Raw genomic sequence first — 18484 nt, 5'->3', positions numbered from 1 at the left:
CACAGAGTCGTTTTGGTTATTCTAGAACATTTTATAAAACAATTTAGAGTACAATCCTATCGATGCTCTTCAAATTGCTTTCCTGTACATTTGTTTATTTTTGATTCCACTTTGATGCCCACTTGTCCATTCCTTGTAAAACGGTTTGAAAATCAATCCCTTTTTCCGTTAAAGAATACTCTACTGTAACAGGTACAGTAGGAAACACTTCACGTTCTACAATTCCAAATTGTTCTAAGTGTCTCAGTACATCCGTTAGAGACTGGGTCTTGATAAATGGCACAATCCGTTGAAGCTGTTTAAACCTTTTTGGCCCCCTATATAGTTCCTCGAACACTAAGAGAGTCCACTTTGCACGAAGAATTTGCAATACTTCACAGATTGGAGGATTTACTTGTTCTTCTTCTGATATTCTCAAAACCTCACCTCCTTACAAAAAATAAGCTAGTCAAAACAAATGGATTATATCCAATTCATTTGCCTTCTTACATTAAATTTATCAGCATTTTATACTTCAAGAGTAGAGACAATCACTTTCTATGAAACGCCTATCTATATCGTATATCAATAAATTTCATAAGAAAACACGGAGGAGCGGATTCACTAATGTTAACAAATAGAAAAATCATATTAAAGAGCAGGCCAACAGGAAAACCGGATGAAACAAATTTTGAACTTATAGAAGAGTTACTTTCGTCACCAATCAATAACGAAGTTTCAGTAAAAACTCATTACCTATCTATCGATCCTTATTTACGTAATACGATGCATGAAAAAAAATTTGTAGGACCTCCCGCACAACTGGGGAAAGTATTTGGTGGCGGAGCTGTTGGAGAAGTAATAGAAACCAATAGCGATTTATTTCAAAAAGGTGAATATGTTTCAGGCTCCTGGGGTTGGCAGACATTCGCGAATGTAGAAGCAAATCAATTAAACAAACTAAATCCTGACCAAGCTCCTATTTCCACAGCACTTGGTGTTCTGGGAATTGCTGGTTTGACTGCTTACTTTGGAATGACAGAAATCGGAAAGCCAAAAAGAGGAGAAACAGTTGTCATATCCGGAGCTGCTGGATCAGTTGGCATGCTTGCAGGTCAAATCGCCAAAATATATGGTGCTCGAGTAGTTGGTATTGCTGGTTCAGACGAAAAAAATAACTATTTGAGGAATGAGCTTGGCTTTGATGAAACCATTAATTATCGAACTGCAGCCAATCTGTTTTCAAGCTTACAAAAAGCAGCACCAAATGGGATCGATGTATATTTCGATAACGTGGGAGGAAATATTTCTGATGCTGTTATGCCACTAATTAATCCTGATGCACGAATACCCATTAGCGGTCAAATCTCTCAATATAATCTAGAACAGCCTGAAGCAGGTCCAAGGATAGGCATGTACCTGGTCAAAAATGCTGCACTTATTCAAGGTTTTTCATTTGTCCAATATGAGTCCCATTTTCCAGAAGCGCTCAAAGCGTTGAGTGAATGGATTAAAGAAAACAAACTTAAATATAAAGAATATATTGTAGAGGGATTTGAAAATACACCAAAAGCATTTGAAGGTCTATTTTCTGGTGAGAATATAGGAAAGCTATTAGTAAAAATATGATCACATTAGCAGAAAACATAGCCTAATCATTTCGTTTTAATAGTATTTCATTTATTTTGTCGAGATTTTCATAAAACATGAATTTATTTCATCGAAAATATTTTCTGATGTAAAAATACATGTATCCGTTGAATCGGAAAATTCATTTGTGGTTAAAATTATTGGTCAACTTTTTTAAAATATATCCGCCTAGATGAGAAAAGAACCAACTCATCTAGGCAACATTGCTTAAATCGAGCTTAGACGCGATGTACGAAAAATGCTCGTAATCAAGCGGTTTGATCTAGATCAAATATCAATCTGGCGGGCGAAGGCGAGTAGCATAGAGTTCAAGCTGTAGCCCTTCTGGCTCACTAACTTTATAATATATGGAACAAGTAACTCCGTTAAGATTGATCGTGTCATTTCCTGTAGTGTTACTACGTTCACCATTTACATCAACCTTGACTGTAAAAGTTCCCTTAATCTCACCAGTGAGGCTGACACTGATAATTTCCGATGTAGAAAAATAACCACCTGACCATGTACCCTTGATGGTCAATTTCGCTTTTCCTTTGTTACCTTTTCTCCCATCATCGGAAAATTGCCAATTAACAGCAATGTTCACCACTCCGATACTCACAGCACCTTACCTTTCTTTGATATTATCCTTCTATTTTAAAATATCACATTACTAAAATTTGCTCTACCTATCGTTCTTCGCTTGAAATATATACTTTTAACTATAGACAAAAAATCACTTTGCCCACAACAGAGTAATTTTTTGTATGCCTTTTCCTTTTCATATATAATGGAAAAATAGAAATATTATAACATTTGGGGTGTAGCCTTGATGAGAAGGATAAAAAAAGGATTAGCTTTGTTGCTGCTGTTTTCCCTCACTGCTGTTGCGTCTGCTTGTTCCTTATTTGGAGATGGATTAGATGAAGCACAAATTGTTTGTGCGACTTATATAAGTACGATATATGGAAAAGGCGATAAATTGGACGAAAAAGAACGAATGAAAAAAATCGAATCCATTTCAACAAAAGATTACAAAAACAAAATTAGTGGTCTTGGTGCTCTCTATCTAGCAAGCATCATGAAAGCATCAATGAGGAGTGGACTAACAAATACCTTCTATATAGGTGATGATCCATCCAGTACACAAACAGATACCAAACGAACCTTAATCGTACGTATTCAGAAAGACAATATGCGCTATATGTTTACTGGTGAAGCGATCGGTCCTTATTATGAAAAGACAACGCTAATCAAAACGGGAGACAGTTGGAAAATCGAGAGTTCAAAAGCTATAGATGAAAAAGACATACAGAAGCAGCAGATAGACTGGAAAGAGGCAAAGCCTGCTAATTATTTAAATTAAACATGTTTCCCTTTTTTGAATGTTTCTTTTCTAATATACTAAAAAAGTACCAAATAAACACTTGAGGTGAACGCATTGAAAAAACAGTACCGATACGCACTTCTGCTCACTTTTTTATTTTCTCTTTCCATTTTTACTACAGGTTGTTTTGGCGGTTTGGATGACGCCCAGAAAGTAACTGCTACTTTTGCAAACAATTTTTATGCGAAAGCAGATACTCCATCTTCCGAAGAACGCTATAATAAATTGATTACTTTATTGTCTCCCACGATGAATAGTAATCTCGTTGATCCAGATAATAAAGATGACGTAATCAGTTATATTCAAAAATGCATGTCAAGCGGAATACAAAAGCCATACTATATCGCTGATGCACCAAACCAACCCCAATCCGATACAAGAAGAACGATTTTACTGCGTGTTCCTAAAGGCGGATTTGCCAACCCGAGTGAGCTAGACGCAGGGGATGGCAACAAAGATGAATATCAATCGTATGTATTGAATAAAGAAGGCGATGAATGGAAAATCACTGACGTCGATCGAATAGACGATCAAGAAGCACCAACTGGTGACATCGATTGGATAGAAGTCGATCCAACGGATTACTTAGGTTAAAAATGTTACCTTCTTTCATTATAACCAGACTTTAGCAGTCTGGTTTTTTTGTTTAAATAGGATATATATCGCTGCGATACTTTATGTCTCTCACAAAGTAAATCTATACGAAATCGAAATAGTAAATAGGCCCTATGCTTATACTATAATTTATTATATGATTAAAATGGAAGAATAATTCACCTTCTCACAGAGTGGGGCTATTATGAACATCGGTGATGAAGACCTCTTTTCAGAGGATCGTCTCAATCGTACTTCTGTCAAAAACGCTCTTTCCTTTCACAAGGATCTGCTTGAAAGTATTATGAGCAGTAAACGAGAGGATCTGGATGAGTTCAAGGCCCGTATTTGGGATGTCGCCAACAAGGATAAAAATAAAGAAAAAGCTCTGAAGATGTGCATTCTTTACACTCAGGAGTAAGTTGAAAAAGTGGGTCCATTCCAATTAGAATGGACCCACCTGCTATATCTTAATACATTAATATTATTTTCTCGAAAGCATCATAAACATTTTCATTTCCGTTTGACAAGCTGCGACGAAAATTTTTGGAGAGAATTTGATCTCTCTCCTTTTTTATTTGCCTGCAGCAAACATGCGGTCCAATGCTATTTTTGACCAATGAATAATATCTGGCTCCACTTCAATTTGATTTACCGGATTTCCTTCTACAATGCTCTCTAATGCCCATAACAAATGCGGACGGTCAATACGGTTCATTGTCAAACAAGGACACATGGTTGTACTCAACAACTCAATGTGCTTATCAGGATGTTCTTTGGCTAAACGGCCTACCAAGTTCACTTCTGTTCCAATTGCCCATTTGCTTCCAGCAGGAGCTGCTTCGATCATTTTGATAATGTAATCAGTAGAACCATTAAAATCGGACTGCTGGACAACTTCAAAAGAGCATTCGGGATGAACGAGCACTTTTATTTCCGGATCACGCTGACGCACTTGTGAGATATGTTCTGTTGTAAATTTTTGATGGACACTGCAATGTCCTTTCCATAAAATCATGCGAACTTCATCCAGGTCTCCTGCTACTGCTTCCAGTTCAGCAGTATGTGGATTCCAAATGACCATTTGCTCCAGAGGGATGTCTAACTGTCCAAATGCAGTATTCCGTCCAAGATGCTGATCCGGCAGGAACAAGATTCGCTTTTTCTGAGTAAAAGCCCATGTAAGGACTTCTTTTGCATTAGAAGAAGTACAGGTCGTCCCGCCATGTCTTCCAACAAAAGCTTTGATCGCCGCAGTGGAATTCACATATGTCACCGGAATAATTGTATCTCCAAATTGTTCAACGAGCAGTTCCCAAGCCTCTTCTACATCTTCGATATCAGCCATATCAGCCATCGAACATCCAGCTTGCAAATCAGGCAGGATGATCATCTGTTCTTCTGCTGCTAACGTATCGGCAGTCTCTGCCATAAAGTGCACACCACAAAAGACGATTACTTTGGCATCTCGCTCTCTTGCCCCTATTTGGGACAATTTTAACGAATCTCCACGAAAATCAGCATATTGAATAACATCATCCCGCTGATAATGGTGACCAAGTATAACCAAATCTTTGCCTAAAACAGCTTTTGCCCGTTTGATACGTTCATCTAATTCTGAATCAGAGAGCTGACGATAAACTTCTGGGAGCATGGTTTCAGATTGCAAATGGATCATTATGTTCTGTCTCCTCTTCCACAAAATCCAAACTAATATCAAGAGCAGTTGCCGAGTGAGTCAAATAACCAACAGATACAGCATTAACGCCAGTTTCTGCGACAGCCCGTATCGTTTCTGGTGTAATCCCGCCTGATGCTTCCGTCCACACTTTTCCGTTGACAAGCGAGACTGCTTTTCGCAAAGCAGCAATGTCCATGTTATCCAGCAATAGCGCATGAATGGGCAATTCCAAAATTTCTGCGACTTGTTCCAATGTATCTGCTTCCACTTCAATCTGAACCATATGTCCCACTTGTTGGCGTACTTTTTCCACTGCTTTTTGGACACTGCCGGCAAAAGCGATATGATTGTCTTTCAACATAACGCCGTGGCTCAATCCAAATCGATGATTGGTTCCGCCGCCCATACGAACAGCATATTTCTCCAGTTGCCTGAGCCCAGGCGTCGTCTTTCTCGTATCCAACACACGACAATCCAATCCTTCTAATTGATCGACTAATTGTCTTGTCAACGTTGCAATACCAGACATACGCTGCAATAAATTTAACGCAACACGTTCAGCAGTAAGAATCGCTCTCGTTGAACCTGTCATAACGGCGATTGTCTCAAAAGCCTCTACTTTTTGCCCTTCGCTAACAGATGGTTGAAAATCAAAATGGGGGTCTAGTTCTTCAAATACTTGCGCGATAATTGGTAGACCAGCAATAACACCAGGTTGTTTCGCTAACAAAATCGCTGAACTTTGATGATTGGGTTCCACCAATGATTCTGTTGTAATATCACCAGAACCAATATCCTCGTTCAACATATCACGAATAGATTGACGCAATTGAATGGGATTCATGCTGTTGTTTCTCCTCTATTTTATATTGTCGTAAAGCCCATTCTACTTGAGTTTCTGGGTAGTCAGAACGAAAATGAGCACCACGACTCTCTTCTCTCCATAAAGCAGATTTTATGATCAATTGTGCAATCTGTAACATATTTTGGGATTCTAAATATTCCCTTGGCAGTTTTTCAGCAAGGTTGTCTAATTCCTCCAGCCCTTTACTCAGACCCATCTTGGTTCGAGAAATACCTGCATATTTCCACATGGTATCTTGAATTTGTTTTTTCCAATGATCTTCCAATTGTTTATCTGTGCACAATCTTATCGAGACTTCCGTCAAATCCACTAAAGGGTATTCCACTGGTTCTAGTGATGAAAGTTTTTTGGCGATTTGACGTGCAAAGACTGCTCCTTCCAGTAGTGAATTGCTCCCAAGACGATTTGCCCCATGTACACCAGTGCAAGCAACTTCCCCACAAGCAAACAATCTATTCATTGTTGTTTGACCGGAAAGATCTGTTTTTATCCCACCCATCACAAAATGAGCAGCAGGGGCTACAGGAATATATTCAACCCTTGGATCAATACCAAAACTCATGCATGCAGCAAAAATCGTAGGAAATCGCTGATCAAATGGTTCCTTGATTTTTGTTGCATCTAAAAATACGCGGTGTCCTTGTATCGATTCCTGAAAAATAGCACGGGAAACCACGTCCCTAGGAGCTAAATCTCCCCAATTGGAATACTTTTTCATAAAGGGTTTACCATCTTCTGTTACAAGCACTGCCCCTTCTCCTCGAACAGCTTCAGAAATAAGAAACATCGGATTTTGTTCCACATCTAGTGCAGTAGGGTGAAATTGAACAAATTCCATATCGGTTAATGGGACACCTGCACGATAAGCCATCGCCAGACCATCACCAGTGGATACCCTATCATTTGTGGTATAACGAAACACTTGACCACAACCGCCAGTAGCTAAAACAACACCATAACGAGCATAATAGGACAGAGCATCTCCTGTACGATCAGCAGCAATAACACCTGCACATGTTTCATCTTGTACGAGTAAGTCCACTACCATCGTATGAGATACAAATGAAATCGATGGATGCCTCTTTGCATACGACAACAACGAATCAATAATTCCTTTTCCTGTCGCATCTCCTGTTACATGTAATATACGGGATTTGCTGTGAGATCCTTCTTTTGCAAGAGCATATTTTTCCCCTTCTTTATCAAATGGAGTTCCCCAATCTGCAAGCAATGAAATGATTTCTGGCCCCATTTGAACGAGCATTTCCACAGAATCTCCATCCGCGTGTTGTACACCTGTACGCATTGTATCTTCCCAGTGCAACTGGGGAGAATCATCATTCCCAATTGCCGCTGCTATACCGCCTTGTGCGTGATAGGAATTACATGCCTCTTCATTTGATTTTGTGATAATTATCACATGACCATGCTGTGCAAGCGATAACGCAGTAGTTAAGCCAGCTATTCCGCTGCCAATAACCAGAAAATCTGTTACTCTCGCTGTCATATTCGTGCATCCCTTCACAAAAATAATATCATTTGTTCACACATCTATCACTTTTATTTTCTCAGGATCTGCGATAATGTCAACAAAAATTTCATCATTTCGTTTCTGTATCTTTCCGCTATAATGGATAACATGAAGACAGCTCGTTTTCGTCCGATAAAGAATGGATGGTGAACATGGCTTTATATCTTGACTATGGGGCCACCAGCCCCGTCAGACCAGAAGTATTAGATACAATGCTTCCTTATTTCTCTGAGATATTTGGAAACCCGGGAAGTATCCACGATATGGGCAGACAACCTCATACTGATATACAACATGCCCGAGAACAAATCGCCGTGGCACTAAACGCCGCCTCTTCCCGTGAAATTATATTCACAAGCAGTGGTACAGAAGCAAACAACTTAGCAATAATCGGAGCCGCTCTCTATCATAACAAACGAGGAAAACACCTTATTACAACACAGATTGAACACCCGTCTGTACTAGAAGCTTGCCGCTATCTAGAAAAGCTTGGTTATCGAGTAACCTATCTGCCTGTTGATACGTATGGGATGGTTCGATTAGCTGACATAGAACAAGCAATTTCACCGGATACTATTTTAATTAGTGTAATGGCAGCAAATAACGAAGTAGGCACCCTGCAACCAATCAAGGAAATTGCTGCTTTACTAAAAAACAAAAGGATTTTATTTCATACGGATGCAGTTCAGTTATTTGGCAAATTACCTTGTGATGTCACTGACCTAGGAGTGGACTTTTTATCAATAGGAAGCCATAAAATATATGGCCCTAAGGGAATTGGTGCATTGTATGTCCGAAAAGGAATACGATTAGAACCCATGCTCCGCGGCGGGGGTCAAGAAAGAAACTGGCGCCCTAGCACCTTAAATACACCTGCCATCATTGGATTTGGGAAAGCGGCATCTTTGGCGACAGAAGAAATGAATGAAGAAAGTATCCGTCAAACCAATCTGAGAGATTTCTTCTGGCAGCAACTGCAACAATTAGGAGAAGTCAGCTTAAATGGCCATTTGACTGACCGCCTTCCAAACAACATCAATGTGAGCTTTAAAAGATTAGAAGGCCAAGCAATTCTTTTAGAATTAAATCGGAAGCAAATTTATGTTTCTAGCGGATCTGCTTGCAGTGCAGGAAAACATGCCCCCTCTCATGTATTAATGGCAATGGGCAACAACTTGGATCAAGCATATCAAAGCCTTCGTTTTACGTTAGGCAGAGATACAACAAAGGCTGATATCGATTATGTATTAACAGAACTAAAAAAAATTACACATTATTTAAAATCAATTATTTAGGAGGTCTCTTCTCTCTACCAATGTGGAATAATTTATCGAACTTAGCGCGTCATTTGCTGATCACTACTCTGCTTTCGGCTATTCTATGGGTTCTCTACATATTGATGCAACAATGGAACTATCATAAAGAAGACCAAGTCTATTTGATTGGTACCAATCTTTCCTATGGTCTATCTTTTGTTTTTTTCTTTGTATTGATATTATTTGTGCTTTCCTTTATCAATCAACGTTTTGACGCCAAAAAACTGCGAAGTCGCTTTATTTTCTTCTCTATTTTCTATTTGATCATGGGACCATTAACAGTACTTGGATTTGATAATTACCTCTTATTAACGCAAAAAGGTATTGCTTATAATAACTTTTTTGATATCGAAGATGCTAAAATCAAGGAATGGCATGAAATCAACCAATTAGAGCTGGATTACATGATAAATGAGCACGAAAATGTTTATACTCAAAATGATTTACGACTTCAATTTATCATTCGTTTTGATGATGGTACATCGGTTGATTTAAATAACTATAATTCTCCTTTATATCGGAGAGATCAATTTTTAAAGATTTACTCTGTCCTAAAAAAGAACGATATTCCAGTCAAAATAAAAACACCTCTCCCAAAAAATTTTAAAGATCCAGGATCGTTTTTAAACACATTATTTAACAACAAACCTACTTCTTAAAGAAGTAGGCTTTCTTTTCTATTTTTTTGTAAGCGTTTTCGAATTTCCCTTGCATATTATCAAAAAATTAGATAAAATTAATATGTAATTGCCCCTGCCTAATCCGAAAGGATTTGCTTGAACAGATCGGAGAGTAAAATGTACGACCCGGACTTCTACAAGAAGCAAATGGATGACATCAACAAAGGAAGGAATGGGTAACCTCAGTGGATACTGACGATAGTTATCCTCCATAGCGACGGCATGTAAACTCGTATGAGTGTGCATGCCGTCGCCGCAATTTATGAGAGATTTATAGCCGATTATGATCGACCTACTTTAACGCCTTGAAAGCGAGCGTTGAACGAGGGTAAGGAATTTTCCTTCACTAGTTCAACCTTTGGAAAAAAGCAAGTTTACAAACAAACATTCCCATTGTAATATATATAGTCGTGACAGACGAAAACCAAGTTTGCTTGCGGCAAAGAAGAAATCAACAAACATAAACCGTGGGGCGTACGGGGTTAGCTTGGTAATGAAATAGTCATGAGGCTATCGTCCCAAGAATCCAACGGCTTTAGCCGTATGGAGTTGTCAATACGTTTATTAATCAGCCTACTCTTCTATTCGAAATACTGATTGATGAAAGTATTTTGATAAATCAAGCAGGCGCTGGTGATTTTCACCAGCGTCTTGTGAGGTTACCGCCGAATCTGTCGCTTCAGTTCAGTGATCATCCTATCAAGGATAACCCTGTCAACCTGGAGAATATCAATAGAAACCTCAGTACTCAGCCTCGAATTTGTATATGATAGAGCATCTCGAACTCCCTTCAAAACGGGAGCTTTACCAACAATAACCCTATCAATCTCAATCACTTTCTTTGTATCTGACAGGATTGCAATCGCCTTATCACGGTCACGAATTGCGTCTTTAAATTTCTTGGCAAAAGCATTCAGTTCATTTAGATCAGTGATACAGTCTTCCTTATCTTTTTTAAAACTGTTTGGGTCGGAATTTTTTCGAGCACTTTCCAACAGAGAGATCACTTCTGGGAAATACTTTTTCCAAGAAGCTTCCCGCTTTGCAGCAGGAGCATTAAATTGATCCCATGCTGGCTGAAAATCGTTCACTATTCCTCCAGAGCTAAGGCACTGTTGTCTCTATACAGTGCTGTCTGAATTATATAACATTTAAATCTACAAAAAAAAGCTTGGATTTTTGTTAGAATCCAAGCTTTTACATTTATTTTGCCAATTCATAGATTGCTTGAGTATAGATTGCTATTGCGCGAACCAAATCATCTACTTCGATATACTCATCTGTTTGATGGGCCGTTTCTACCTTTCCTGGAAATATCGGTCCATATGCCACGCAAGTAGGCAGCGCTCTGGCATAAGTAGCCCCAGCTACTGCTAGAGATTGTGATGGCAATCCTGTCTGTTCTTCATAAACACGGGCTAATGTTTGCACCAATGGATGATTGTTATCGAAAGCATGACCTGGTTTAATATCGACATGCAGAAGCTCCAATCCATATTCTTTCATTTTCGCTTGGAGTTGTGCCGATAATTGCTTTCCATCTGCGTGAATTGGATATCGTATATTCACCCGAACAAATTGTTCTTTTCCTATTTCATAACGGTAAACCCCAACATTAACCGTCAATTTCCCAACAATATTGTCTTCTGTGACCATACCCAGTTTTTCACCAAAAATACCATCGACAAAGTATCCATTGATCATTTGCACATAACGGTTTCCTTGATGATCAAGGTTTAATGTTGATAAAAATCTCGCTAATTCTAATGCTGCACTCAAGCCTTTTTGTGGTTCAGATCCATGATGCGCTCTCCCATGAAGCACCAATTTTAGATGTTCGTCAGCTTCTTCTGCAAATCCATCAATACGGCGTGCCATCAAGAAATCTTGGTATGCTTCTTTGAGTTCAAAGACATCACCAGAACCTCCTAATATTGCTGTCGCGTATTCCGGCACCATATTTACCCGTTGTCCGGATTGAAAGGATTGCAAGATCCATTCTCTATTTTCCTCACTATCCACTTCTTGTAAAGGCATGGAAAACTGTGCATCTAAAAATCCTTTTTCTGCTGTAATAATAGGAAATTCTGCATCAGGGGTAAAACCAACCGTTGGCATTTCTTCCAGTTTGAGATAATGATCCATACATCTCCAATACGTTTCCTCATCGGTACCTAAAATTAAACGAATCCTTTTGGTGAGTGGTAAACCCAAATCTTTGATAATCTTAAAGGCAAAGTAGGATGCCATCGCAGGGCCTTTATCATCGGTAGCACCTCTGGCATAAAGTTTACCATTTCGTATTTCTGGGGAAAATGGTGGTGAAGTCCATCCTTCTGTTGCTGGAACAACATCAATATGGGATAGGATACCAACAATTTCTTCCCCACTGCCATATTCGATATGTCCTGCATATCCATCTACATTTTTCACCTTAAAACCATCTGATTCCCCTAACTCCATCATGAATTCCAATGCTTCTTGAATGGACTTTCCAAAAGGTGCACCTTCGGACGCTGTCGACTCGTCAAGAACACTTGGTATTTTTAAAAAATCTATTAATTTATTTAAAAAAACATCTCTACGTGATTCTGCCTCTTGGATCCAGTTCATTATGAATTCCTCCTGTCATACTACACCATATGTTTGAAATGCCAATTTTTAACGTTGTCACATAAAAATAGGCTCTTTGTGATTCCATTTGAAAATGATCTTATGTTTGTATATTTTTGCCCTAATGCAAAAGTGTCTTAAAAATACATTATGCCCTATATAACATAAAAATTTCCACTCCACAGTAAAGAACAAAAAACTACCCATGAGGGTAGTCACAAGCATATTATGCATGTACACTTTGCGATAAGAAATTTCCTTCTATCCAGAGGAAAAGCAAATTCAAATCGCAAATGCAGCTTGAGATCTCATTCATTTTTTCCATTACATCATAAAACTCTGCATCGTCTACTTCATCCAATTGATCGAAATAATGCATGTAAGTATGTTCAAATGATTTTATCGCTTCTGGAATAGCCGCTGCTACCTGTTGACATAGCAATTCAAATTCCGCTTGTTCTTCCATACTCAGCATCTCGTACGAAACAAATAAAACAGGCTTTTCAATACCTAAACGGGTATCCTGTTTTAATCCGTATTTCATTTTAGACTTTACTCCTCTGAAATGCTTGTTTGCGGATTTATTGGGCTTTCAATAACTTTTTTCGCTTGTTCCAATAAGTTCTTTTTCTGCTTTTCGTACGGCTTAAGATTTACTTTGTTTTTATTCCATTTTTTATCCATCTCTTTTACTGCATCAGAAAAGGATTGTTCTAATTCCGCTTCTTTTGCATGCCATTTTTGTTCTGTGAAACCTTGAACCCCTTCATAGCGACTGTCAATCCAGCCTTTAATTTTTTTGTACTCTGTCTCATTGATTTTCTTTTGATTTTTGACGAGTAGATTGGCATTTGATAATCGTTGGTGTTCATTGTTTAAGTTTTTCACGATTTCTTGGTATTTACGATCCAATCTTTCATTTGTCACTTGGTAACCTTTTACCATCTTTTGAATAGATCTCAGTTCCCATGGTTCATTCATTTGTTTTATTTCGTTTGCATGCACACGGGCTATTTGTTCCAAATCAACAACATCTTCCATCGTTTGATACTCTCCACCCGTTGCTTCTGCTAAATGTGTAAGTTCATTTTCATCTTTCGTTGGAACATCAATGCCGATTACATTTACCATTACACCGAGCTTGGATGCCTGCAACGCTTGAATTTGTTGCTCTAAATCTGCTCCACACGTATCCGAACTATCTGCAACCACATAAATGATGTTTTCATTATTTGCTCTTTGTTTCTTGGACAAATCGATCATAGATGCATGTAATGCCTCAACCAGAGGACTCCAACCAGTTGGTTTTTGTTTTGAAAAGTTTTCATCTAACTTCGATACAAGTGATGGTCCAGCTTGATAGATAGGTTGTGTCTTACTACAAGATTCTTGTTTATCCTTTTTACGCGGCCCACCTTTATGCCCAAATAATCTCACAGACACATACGTCTCTTTTGGAAGTAACTTTATGTAATTTGTCGTATACTGTTTTGCCCATTCAAATCGCGATTTACCTTTGAATTCATCAGCCATCGTAGAACTGGCATCTACTAACAGCACAACATTACTCGGTTTTAATGTTTTTTGATCCGCAGGACTATGTGATGTATTTGTCTGATCATGTTCCATTACTCGCATTTTTGCTTGATAGTTTGGACCAAGCATGTTAGATAAACTCTCTAAATCATATTTGTAATTTTGACCAACCAGTCCAAGTAAATAAGCATATATCGCATCCTCAGCCAATCCCTCTGGCATGACTTGCAGTGCCTCATTTACGCTTTTTGCTTGATACGGATCAGTAGCATACCTGCCTTGCCCTTTGTCCTCAAGAATATTCCGCAAAACAGGTGAAGGAGATGGTGGAGTAAATCCTTGCTCGTATAATTGTTTTTCTTCATTTGCATTATCTCGAATATCCGTTTTCTTTTCACTCACATTTTCTACTTGATTCCCTGTAACCTGCTGAATCTTTTCAATCACTACAGAACATCCAGTAGTCATTAACACAAGCGAAAACAAAAGGAATAAATTAACAATTTGTCGCATATTACCTCCTACCGCCCAACGGTGCTGTATTAAGCTTACTGGATCGAACTATGTTTGACAACCATCGGCACGATGATTACCATTGATAGTCACATTTTGCGAGAATGTAAGTCTTGCCGTATAATAAGAAAAAAACAAAATAGAAGTGTGATAACAGATGGACAAAAGTAAAATTCGCGTAGTAGTCGGAATGTCTGGAGGAGTAGACTCCTCTGTCACTGCTTACCTGCTCAAAAAAGAAGGTTATGATGTAGTAGGTTTGTTCATGAAAAACTGGGATGACACCGACGAGTTCGGACACTGTACTGCTACAGAAGACTTCGAAGATGTACGGCGTGTTGCAACGCAGATCGGCATTCCATATTATGCAGTTAATTTCGAGAAAGAATATGCAGATAAAGTTTTTCAATACTTTCTCGATGAATATAAAGCTGGTAGAACTCCCAATCCCGATGTAATGTGTAATCGGGAAATTAAGTTCGGTGATTTTCAGGAAAAAGCTATGCAATTAGGGGCTGATTATATTGCTACTGGTCATTACGCCCGAGTCGAGCATGGTAATAACGGCTCCACTTTGTTAAGAGGTTTAGACCCTAGCAAAGATCAAACTTATTTTCTGTATGCTGTACATCATGCTCAACTAGACCGTGTATTGTTCCCTATTGGACACCTGCAAAAACAAGAAGTGCGAAAAATAGCGGAAGAAGCGGGACTATCCACAGCAAAGAAAAAAGACAGTACAGGTATATGTTTTATTGGAGAAAAAAATTTCCGTCAATTTTTGAGTCAATATCTCCCTGCAAAACCTGGAGAAATCCATACGCTAGAAGGAAAAAAAATCGGGACACACGATGGTTTGATGTACTATACCCTCGGCCAGCGACAAGGTCTGCGGATCGGTGGATTTGAAAATGGATCAGGAGAACCGTGGTTTGTAGCCAAAAAGGATATGAAACATAATATTTTATATGTTGTCCAAGGAGCAAAACATGAGGCTTTATATTCTCGAGGTCTTCATGCTAGTAACCTAAATTGGCTGCTGCCAACAATGCCTGCCAAACCATTTGATTGCACAGCAAAATTTCGTTATCGGCAAAAAGATGTACCTGTTACCGTTATCCCACAAAGCGATGGTACTGCAATTGTAAAATATGCTGAAAAAGAAAAAGCTGTGACCCCCGGGCAATCCGTTGTTTTTTATGATAACCAAACATGTCTTGGAGGCGGAATTATAGAAAACACCTATTAAAGAGGCGCTGCCTCTTTTTTTTGTGTCATTTTGCTGAATTTTGAAATTTATGGTAATATATTGTTATCAATCGAATAGGAGTGATGGCATGAAATACAGTTCGACCAATAACTCCTTTGTGTTATCAACTTTTTATTCAAAAATGGAGCATTTTCGAATACACTGGTTTACTGCAACTTTTGTATGCTTCCTTATCCTTTTCACTTCATTTTTTTATCTATACCAATACCTCTCGAAATTTTATCTATTTCCAGAAGAATGGCCGTTTGCCTCCTATGAAATGACAGCAAAAGCTCAATTTCCACTTATTTCAAGCCATCCACTTAAAAACAAGTATACTTACTATAATACCAAGCATAGGGAGGCTGATCGAAAACAAGACAAGCCTAACAATGGGAAACAAGTAGAACAATGGGAAAACCCGACAAAGAAGAAATACATAAATCCTCCCCTATCTACAAAACAAACAAAGTATAGTTCGTCCACTTGGACTGAGCGAAAACGCTACAAAAAATCTTTTCAAGCTGCCATCTTATTTACTTATGAAAAACAAAAAAGATGAAAGCATAATTATGCTTTCATCTTTTTTGTTATGTATGATGGCGAGCCCTAGAGGAGTTGAACCCCTAACCTTCTGATCCGTAGTCAGACACTCTATCCAGTTGAGCTAAGGGCTCATAAAAGTAATTCATTGTTAAAAATGGCGGGCCCTAGAGGAGTCGAACCCCTAACCTTCTGATCCGTAGTCAGACACTCTATCCAGTTGAGCTAAGGGCCCATATTTGATTTTCAACAACGAAATACATCATAACTCTTTTTTTTGAAAAAGTCAATACTTTATTTGGTGCGGATGAGAGGACTTGAACCTCCACAGTCATAATGACCACAAGAACCTGAATCTTGCGCGTCTGCCAATTCCGCCACACCCGCATAATAACGGATAGCAAAAGAAAGACACTTAAATGATTTTAGCACAATTTTAATAAATGTCAATAGATTTTTTCTAAAAACAGTCAAAAAGCCAAACCTTATATACAAGGTTTGGCTTTGGAACGATTCAATTTTGAAGATTTTCTTGCATTTTCTTTGTATCTTCTGCTATTCTTTGTTCCATTATTTTTCTTAGATTCGTAAACTGTGTTTCTTTCTTATCTCTTGTATCATTTATTTTGGCAGATATCATTTCATAACGTTTGTTTACTAAATCTGTGGCAGCACTATATGCTTTATCCGAAATTTTCTTTTGGTTCATCAAATATAGCAATGCCTTTGCTTGACGATCATGCTCACGAATAATTTTTTTGAGCGAAGCTTCGCTCGTCGTCACTAGTTCCATATATTTTTCCGACCACTGGTTGCGTATATCTACTTGGCTGATGGCACCCCAGTTTTTCCACTTCAACCATAGCTCTGCATTTGCTTCTTGCAATTGTCGTTCTAGATCATCTGCTGTCTGCACTTCTAAATACTTCCCGCCGCCTGCTTGCGCAATTTGTTCAAGTGCATTTTTCTCTGAAGTCTTCAAATCCAAACCAATAATATTTACAACTGCTTTCACATTGGATTGATGGAGCTCTTCTGCGGCTTTTTGAGGATCTCCTCCACACGATTCCAAACCATCACTGACAATATAGAGAACATTTTCATCTTCAGCAGAAACATTTTTTTGCAAATCTTTTTTTGCATCTATCATCGCTTTCGCTAATGGAGTCCAGCCAGTAGGCTGAACCTTGCCGATCGCACTCTTAAACTTGTTCGCATCATAAGCAGGTGCCGAATAAACTACTTCCGATGTATTACAAGATATTGTTTTATCTTGCTTACTATTGCTCCCCTTGTGTCCATATACGCGCAGCGATAAATCTACATCGGCTCCCAGATCTGCAGCGAAACGAACTACCGATTCTTTTGCTAGATTCATTTTGCTTTTTCCATCGATTTTGCCGGCCATACTCCCACTTGCATCCAGCAATATTTGTACATGTAATTTTTTCCTCGTATCTGCATTTGTATTACTATTTCCTGTCGATGGAGCATTGTGCTGCAACATATAAGTAGGGTCGACCGCATTCATCTTATCAATATCTGCTGTATAACCCTCTGCTAAATAACGCACCAGTTGATTATAGACTTCATTTCCATCCATTGCATTCGTAAATGCAGACAATACTTTTTCTTCAAACACTTTCTGATCATATGTATCTGCTGCATAGGAACCCGGCCCTTGTTTTAACATCGTGTTTAAGTCGGTTATCGCCTGTGTTGTTTTTTGTTGAGTTGTCTTTTCGGTTTCTTTATCTTCTTGTTTTGCATTTCCACACCCAGCTACCAATAAACAAATAACAAAAGACAATAATATTTTTTTAATCATTTTTCATCCTTCCACGTCCTAAACGTCTTGACCAATTTACTGTAAGAAAAGGAGAAAATCACCCCAGTTATTATAGCATTGCGAGCGAGAAAACCCACGGTTTTAATCGTGGGATGAAAGCAAGCGTTGGACGAGGGAAAGGAGTTTTCCTTCACCAGTCCAACTTTTGAAAAAGCAACTTTACAAACAAGTATTCGTATGGTGATATATGTATAGACGAAATAACGAAAACCAAGTTGTTCACGGCGAAGATGAAATTAACATTCGTAAACCGCGGGGCACACGGGGTTAGCTTGGTAATGAAATAGTCATGAGGCTATCGTCCCAAGAATCCCACGGCTTTAGCCGTGTGGAGTGTCAATGCAATAATCTATTTCTATGAAGTAGAAGTAAAGGGAAAATTATTTCCAACTTTTACGATAAAATATCAACTATAAAACCATCATCTAGTCAGTATTTTGCAAAGGTAGCAGAGTTAGATTACCCAAGGACAACACCTTTTGATATTGGTTCCGACAGTCATATTTTTTCAAACGGAAG

18 protein-coding genes and 3 tRNA genes are annotated in these 18484 nt (G+C 38.5%); 8 read left to right on the top strand and 13 right to left on the bottom strand.

The genetic code is table 11. The features are described from left to right. Positions 1-94: 94 nt before the first annotated feature. A complete protein-coding gene (locus AC5WOC_RS13275) occupies positions 95-412 on the bottom strand; it encodes a winged helix-turn-helix transcriptional regulator (RefSeq protein WP_496056226.1) in 318 nt (105 codons plus the stop codon). Positions 413-606: 194 nt separating this feature from the next. On the opposite strand from AC5WOC_RS13275, the gene AC5WOC_RS13270 reads away from it, so the two are divergent. Further along, entirely contained in the window at positions 607-1608 is a 1002-nt protein-coding gene (locus tag AC5WOC_RS13270) for an NADP-dependent oxidoreductase (protein ID WP_496055882.1), read from the top strand. 295 nt (positions 1609-1903) lie between these two features. Here AC5WOC_RS13270 and AC5WOC_RS13265 read toward each other — a convergent pair whose 3' ends face one another. Continuing rightward, positions 1904-2230 (bottom strand): hypothetical protein, encoded by a 327-nt coding sequence (locus AC5WOC_RS13265; RefSeq protein ID WP_496055881.1) that lies wholly within the window; start codon positions 2228-2230, stop codon positions 1904-1906. Positions 2231-2440: 210 nt separating this feature from the next. Here AC5WOC_RS13265 and AC5WOC_RS13260 point away from each other — a divergent pair, with 210 nt between their 5' ends. The 3 genes from AC5WOC_RS13260 (at position 2441) to AC5WOC_RS13250 (ending at position 4010) form a co-directional block, all read left to right on the top strand. Next, complete coding sequence (locus AC5WOC_RS13260; protein ID WP_496055880.1) at positions 2441-2974, top strand: hypothetical protein; 534 nt, start codon at positions 2441-2443, stop codon at positions 2972-2974. 75 nt (positions 2975-3049) lie between these two features. Next, entirely contained in the window at positions 3050-3589 is a 540-nt protein-coding gene (locus AC5WOC_RS13255) for a hypothetical protein (RefSeq protein WP_496055879.1), read from the top strand. A 205-nt stretch (positions 3590-3794) separates the two neighbouring features. Beyond that, positions 3795-4010: a hypothetical protein gene (locus AC5WOC_RS13250; protein ID WP_496055878.1), complete on the top strand. Its 216-nt coding sequence runs from the start codon at positions 3795-3797 to the stop codon at positions 4008-4010. A gap of 153 nt (positions 4011-4163) precedes the next feature. On the opposite strand, the gene nadA is transcribed toward AC5WOC_RS13250, so the two are convergent. From nadA to nadB, 3 genes are read right to left on the bottom strand one after another with little or no spacing between them, the layout of a single operon-like run. Further along, positions 4164-5267, bottom strand: coding sequence for a quinolinate synthase NadA (nadA, locus tag AC5WOC_RS13245; RefSeq protein WP_496055877.1), 1104 nt, complete (start codon positions 5265-5267; stop codon positions 4164-4166). Further along, a complete protein-coding gene (gene nadC, locus AC5WOC_RS13240) occupies positions 5248-6114 on the bottom strand; it encodes a carboxylating nicotinate-nucleotide diphosphorylase (RefSeq protein ID WP_496055876.1) in 867 nt (288 codons plus the stop codon). The genes nadA and nadC overlap by 20 nt, the downstream gene beginning before the upstream one ends. Beyond that, a complete protein-coding gene (nadB, locus tag AC5WOC_RS13235) occupies positions 6080-7642 on the bottom strand; it encodes an L-aspartate oxidase (RefSeq protein ID WP_496055875.1) in 1563 nt (520 codons plus the stop codon). The genes nadC and nadB overlap by 35 nt, the downstream gene beginning before the upstream one ends. A gap of 176 nt (positions 7643-7818) precedes the next feature. On the opposite strand from nadB, the gene AC5WOC_RS13230 reads away from it, so the two are divergent. Next, positions 7819-8961 (top strand): cysteine desulfurase family protein, encoded by a 1143-nt coding sequence (locus AC5WOC_RS13230; RefSeq protein WP_496055874.1) that lies wholly within the window; start codon positions 7819-7821, stop codon positions 8959-8961. 101 nt (positions 8962-9062) lie between these two features. Continuing rightward, complete coding sequence (locus AC5WOC_RS13225) at positions 9063-9641, top strand: hypothetical protein (RefSeq protein ID WP_496055873.1); 579 nt, start codon at positions 9063-9065, stop codon at positions 9639-9641. Positions 9642-10321: 680 nt separating this feature from the next. On the opposite strand, the gene AC5WOC_RS13220 is transcribed toward AC5WOC_RS13225, so the two are convergent. The 4 genes from AC5WOC_RS13220 to AC5WOC_RS13205 all read right to left on the bottom strand — a co-directional run bounded on the left by AC5WOC_RS13220 (position 10322) and on the right by AC5WOC_RS13205 (position 14324). Then, on the bottom strand, positions 10322-10753 hold the full coding sequence (locus AC5WOC_RS13220; protein ID WP_496055872.1) for a hypothetical protein: 432 nt from the start codon (positions 10751-10753) through the stop codon (positions 10322-10324). A 112-nt stretch (positions 10754-10865) separates the two neighbouring features. Then, positions 10866-12275 carry a dipeptidase PepV gene (gene pepV / locus AC5WOC_RS13215; RefSeq protein WP_496055871.1) on the bottom strand — a complete coding sequence of 470 codons (1410 nt, stop codon included), beginning with the start codon at positions 12273-12275 and terminating at the stop codon, positions 10866-10868. 226 nt (positions 12276-12501) lie between these two features. Next, the gene (locus AC5WOC_RS13210; RefSeq protein ID WP_496055870.1) at positions 12502-12819 is read right to left on the bottom strand and encodes a PH domain-containing protein; all 318 of its coding nucleotides are present in this window, start codon (positions 12817-12819) and stop codon (positions 12502-12504) included. A gap of 8 nt (positions 12820-12827) precedes the next feature. Beyond that, a complete protein-coding gene (locus AC5WOC_RS13205; protein WP_496055869.1) occupies positions 12828-14324 on the bottom strand; it encodes a VWA domain-containing protein in 1497 nt (498 codons plus the stop codon). A gap of 157 nt (positions 14325-14481) precedes the next feature. Here AC5WOC_RS13205 and mnmA point away from each other — a divergent pair, with 157 nt between their 5' ends. Continuing rightward, on the top strand, positions 14482-15573 hold the full coding sequence (gene mnmA, locus AC5WOC_RS13200) for a tRNA 2-thiouridine(34) synthase MnmA (protein WP_496055868.1): 1092 nt from the start codon (positions 14482-14484) through the stop codon (positions 15571-15573). Between the two features lie 88 nt (positions 15574-15661). Beyond that, positions 15662-16135 carry a hypothetical protein gene (locus AC5WOC_RS13195; protein WP_496055867.1) on the top strand — a complete coding sequence of 158 codons (474 nt, stop codon included), beginning with the start codon at positions 15662-15664 and terminating at the stop codon, positions 16133-16135. Positions 16136-16173: 38 nt separating this feature from the next. Here AC5WOC_RS13195 and AC5WOC_RS13190 read toward each other — a convergent pair. The 4 genes from AC5WOC_RS13190 to AC5WOC_RS13175 form a co-directional block, all read right to left on the bottom strand. Then, positions 16174-16250: transfer RNA gene (locus AC5WOC_RS13190), tRNA-Arg, on the bottom strand. 24 nt (positions 16251-16274) lie between these two features. Beyond that, a tRNA-Arg gene (locus AC5WOC_RS13185) sits at positions 16275-16351 on the bottom strand. A 64-nt stretch (positions 16352-16415) separates the two neighbouring features. Then, positions 16416-16503: transfer RNA gene (locus AC5WOC_RS13180), tRNA-Leu, on the bottom strand. A gap of 127 nt (positions 16504-16630) precedes the next feature. After that, positions 16631-17944, bottom strand: coding sequence for a vWA domain-containing protein (locus AC5WOC_RS13175; RefSeq protein WP_496055866.1), 1314 nt, complete (start codon positions 17942-17944; stop codon positions 16631-16633). Positions 17945-18484: the final 540 nt, after the last annotated feature.

It is taken from the genome of Shimazuella sp. NTD247 (assembly GCF_059510415.1).
The sequence above is the reverse complement of the archived record's forward strand: the minus strand, read 5'-3'. Positions and strand labels throughout refer to the sequence as shown.

Excerpts from the sequence above, each read along its gene's own strand:
- AC5WOC_RS13270 (WP_496055882.1), top strand. The coding sequence starts at position 607 with ATGTTAACAAATAGAAAAATCATATTAAAGAGCAGGCCAACAGGAAAA.
- AC5WOC_RS13260 (WP_496055880.1), top strand. The coding sequence starts at position 2,441 with ATGAGAAGGATAAAAAAAGGATTAGCTTTGTTGCTGCTGTTTTCCCTC.
- AC5WOC_RS13250 (WP_496055878.1), top strand. The coding sequence starts at position 3,795 with ATGAACATCGGTGATGAAGACCTCTTTTCAGAGGATCGTCTCAATCGT.
- nadA (WP_496055877.1), bottom strand. The coding sequence starts at position 5,267 with ATGATCCATTTGCAATCTGAAACCATGCTCCCAGAAGTTTATCGTCAG.
- nadC (WP_496055876.1), bottom strand. The coding sequence starts at position 6,114 with ATGAATCCCATTCAATTGCGTCAATCTATTCGTGATATGTTGAACGAG.
- nadB (WP_496055875.1), bottom strand. The coding sequence starts at position 7,642 with ATGACAGCGAGAGTAACAGATTTTCTGGTTATTGGCAGCGGAATAGCT.
- AC5WOC_RS13230 (WP_496055874.1), top strand. The coding sequence starts at position 7,819 with ATGGCTTTATATCTTGACTATGGGGCCACCAGCCCCGTCAGACCAGAA.
- pepV (WP_496055871.1), bottom strand. The coding sequence starts at position 12,275 with ATGAACTGGATCCAAGAGGCAGAATCACGTAGAGATGTTTTTTTAAAT.
- AC5WOC_RS13210 (WP_496055870.1), bottom strand. The coding sequence starts at position 12,819 with ATGAAATACGGATTAAAACAGGATACCCGTTTAGGTATTGAAAAGCCT.
- AC5WOC_RS13205 (WP_496055869.1), bottom strand. The coding sequence starts at position 14,324 with ATGCGACAAATTGTTAATTTATTCCTTTTGTTTTCGCTTGTGTTAATG.
- mnmA (WP_496055868.1), top strand. The coding sequence starts at position 14,482 with ATGGACAAAAGTAAAATTCGCGTAGTAGTCGGAATGTCTGGAGGAGTA.
- AC5WOC_RS13195 (WP_496055867.1), top strand. The coding sequence starts at position 15,662 with ATGAAATACAGTTCGACCAATAACTCCTTTGTGTTATCAACTTTTTAT.
- AC5WOC_RS13175 (WP_496055866.1), bottom strand. The coding sequence starts at position 17,944 with ATGATTAAAAAAATATTATTGTCTTTTGTTATTTGTTTATTGGTAGCT.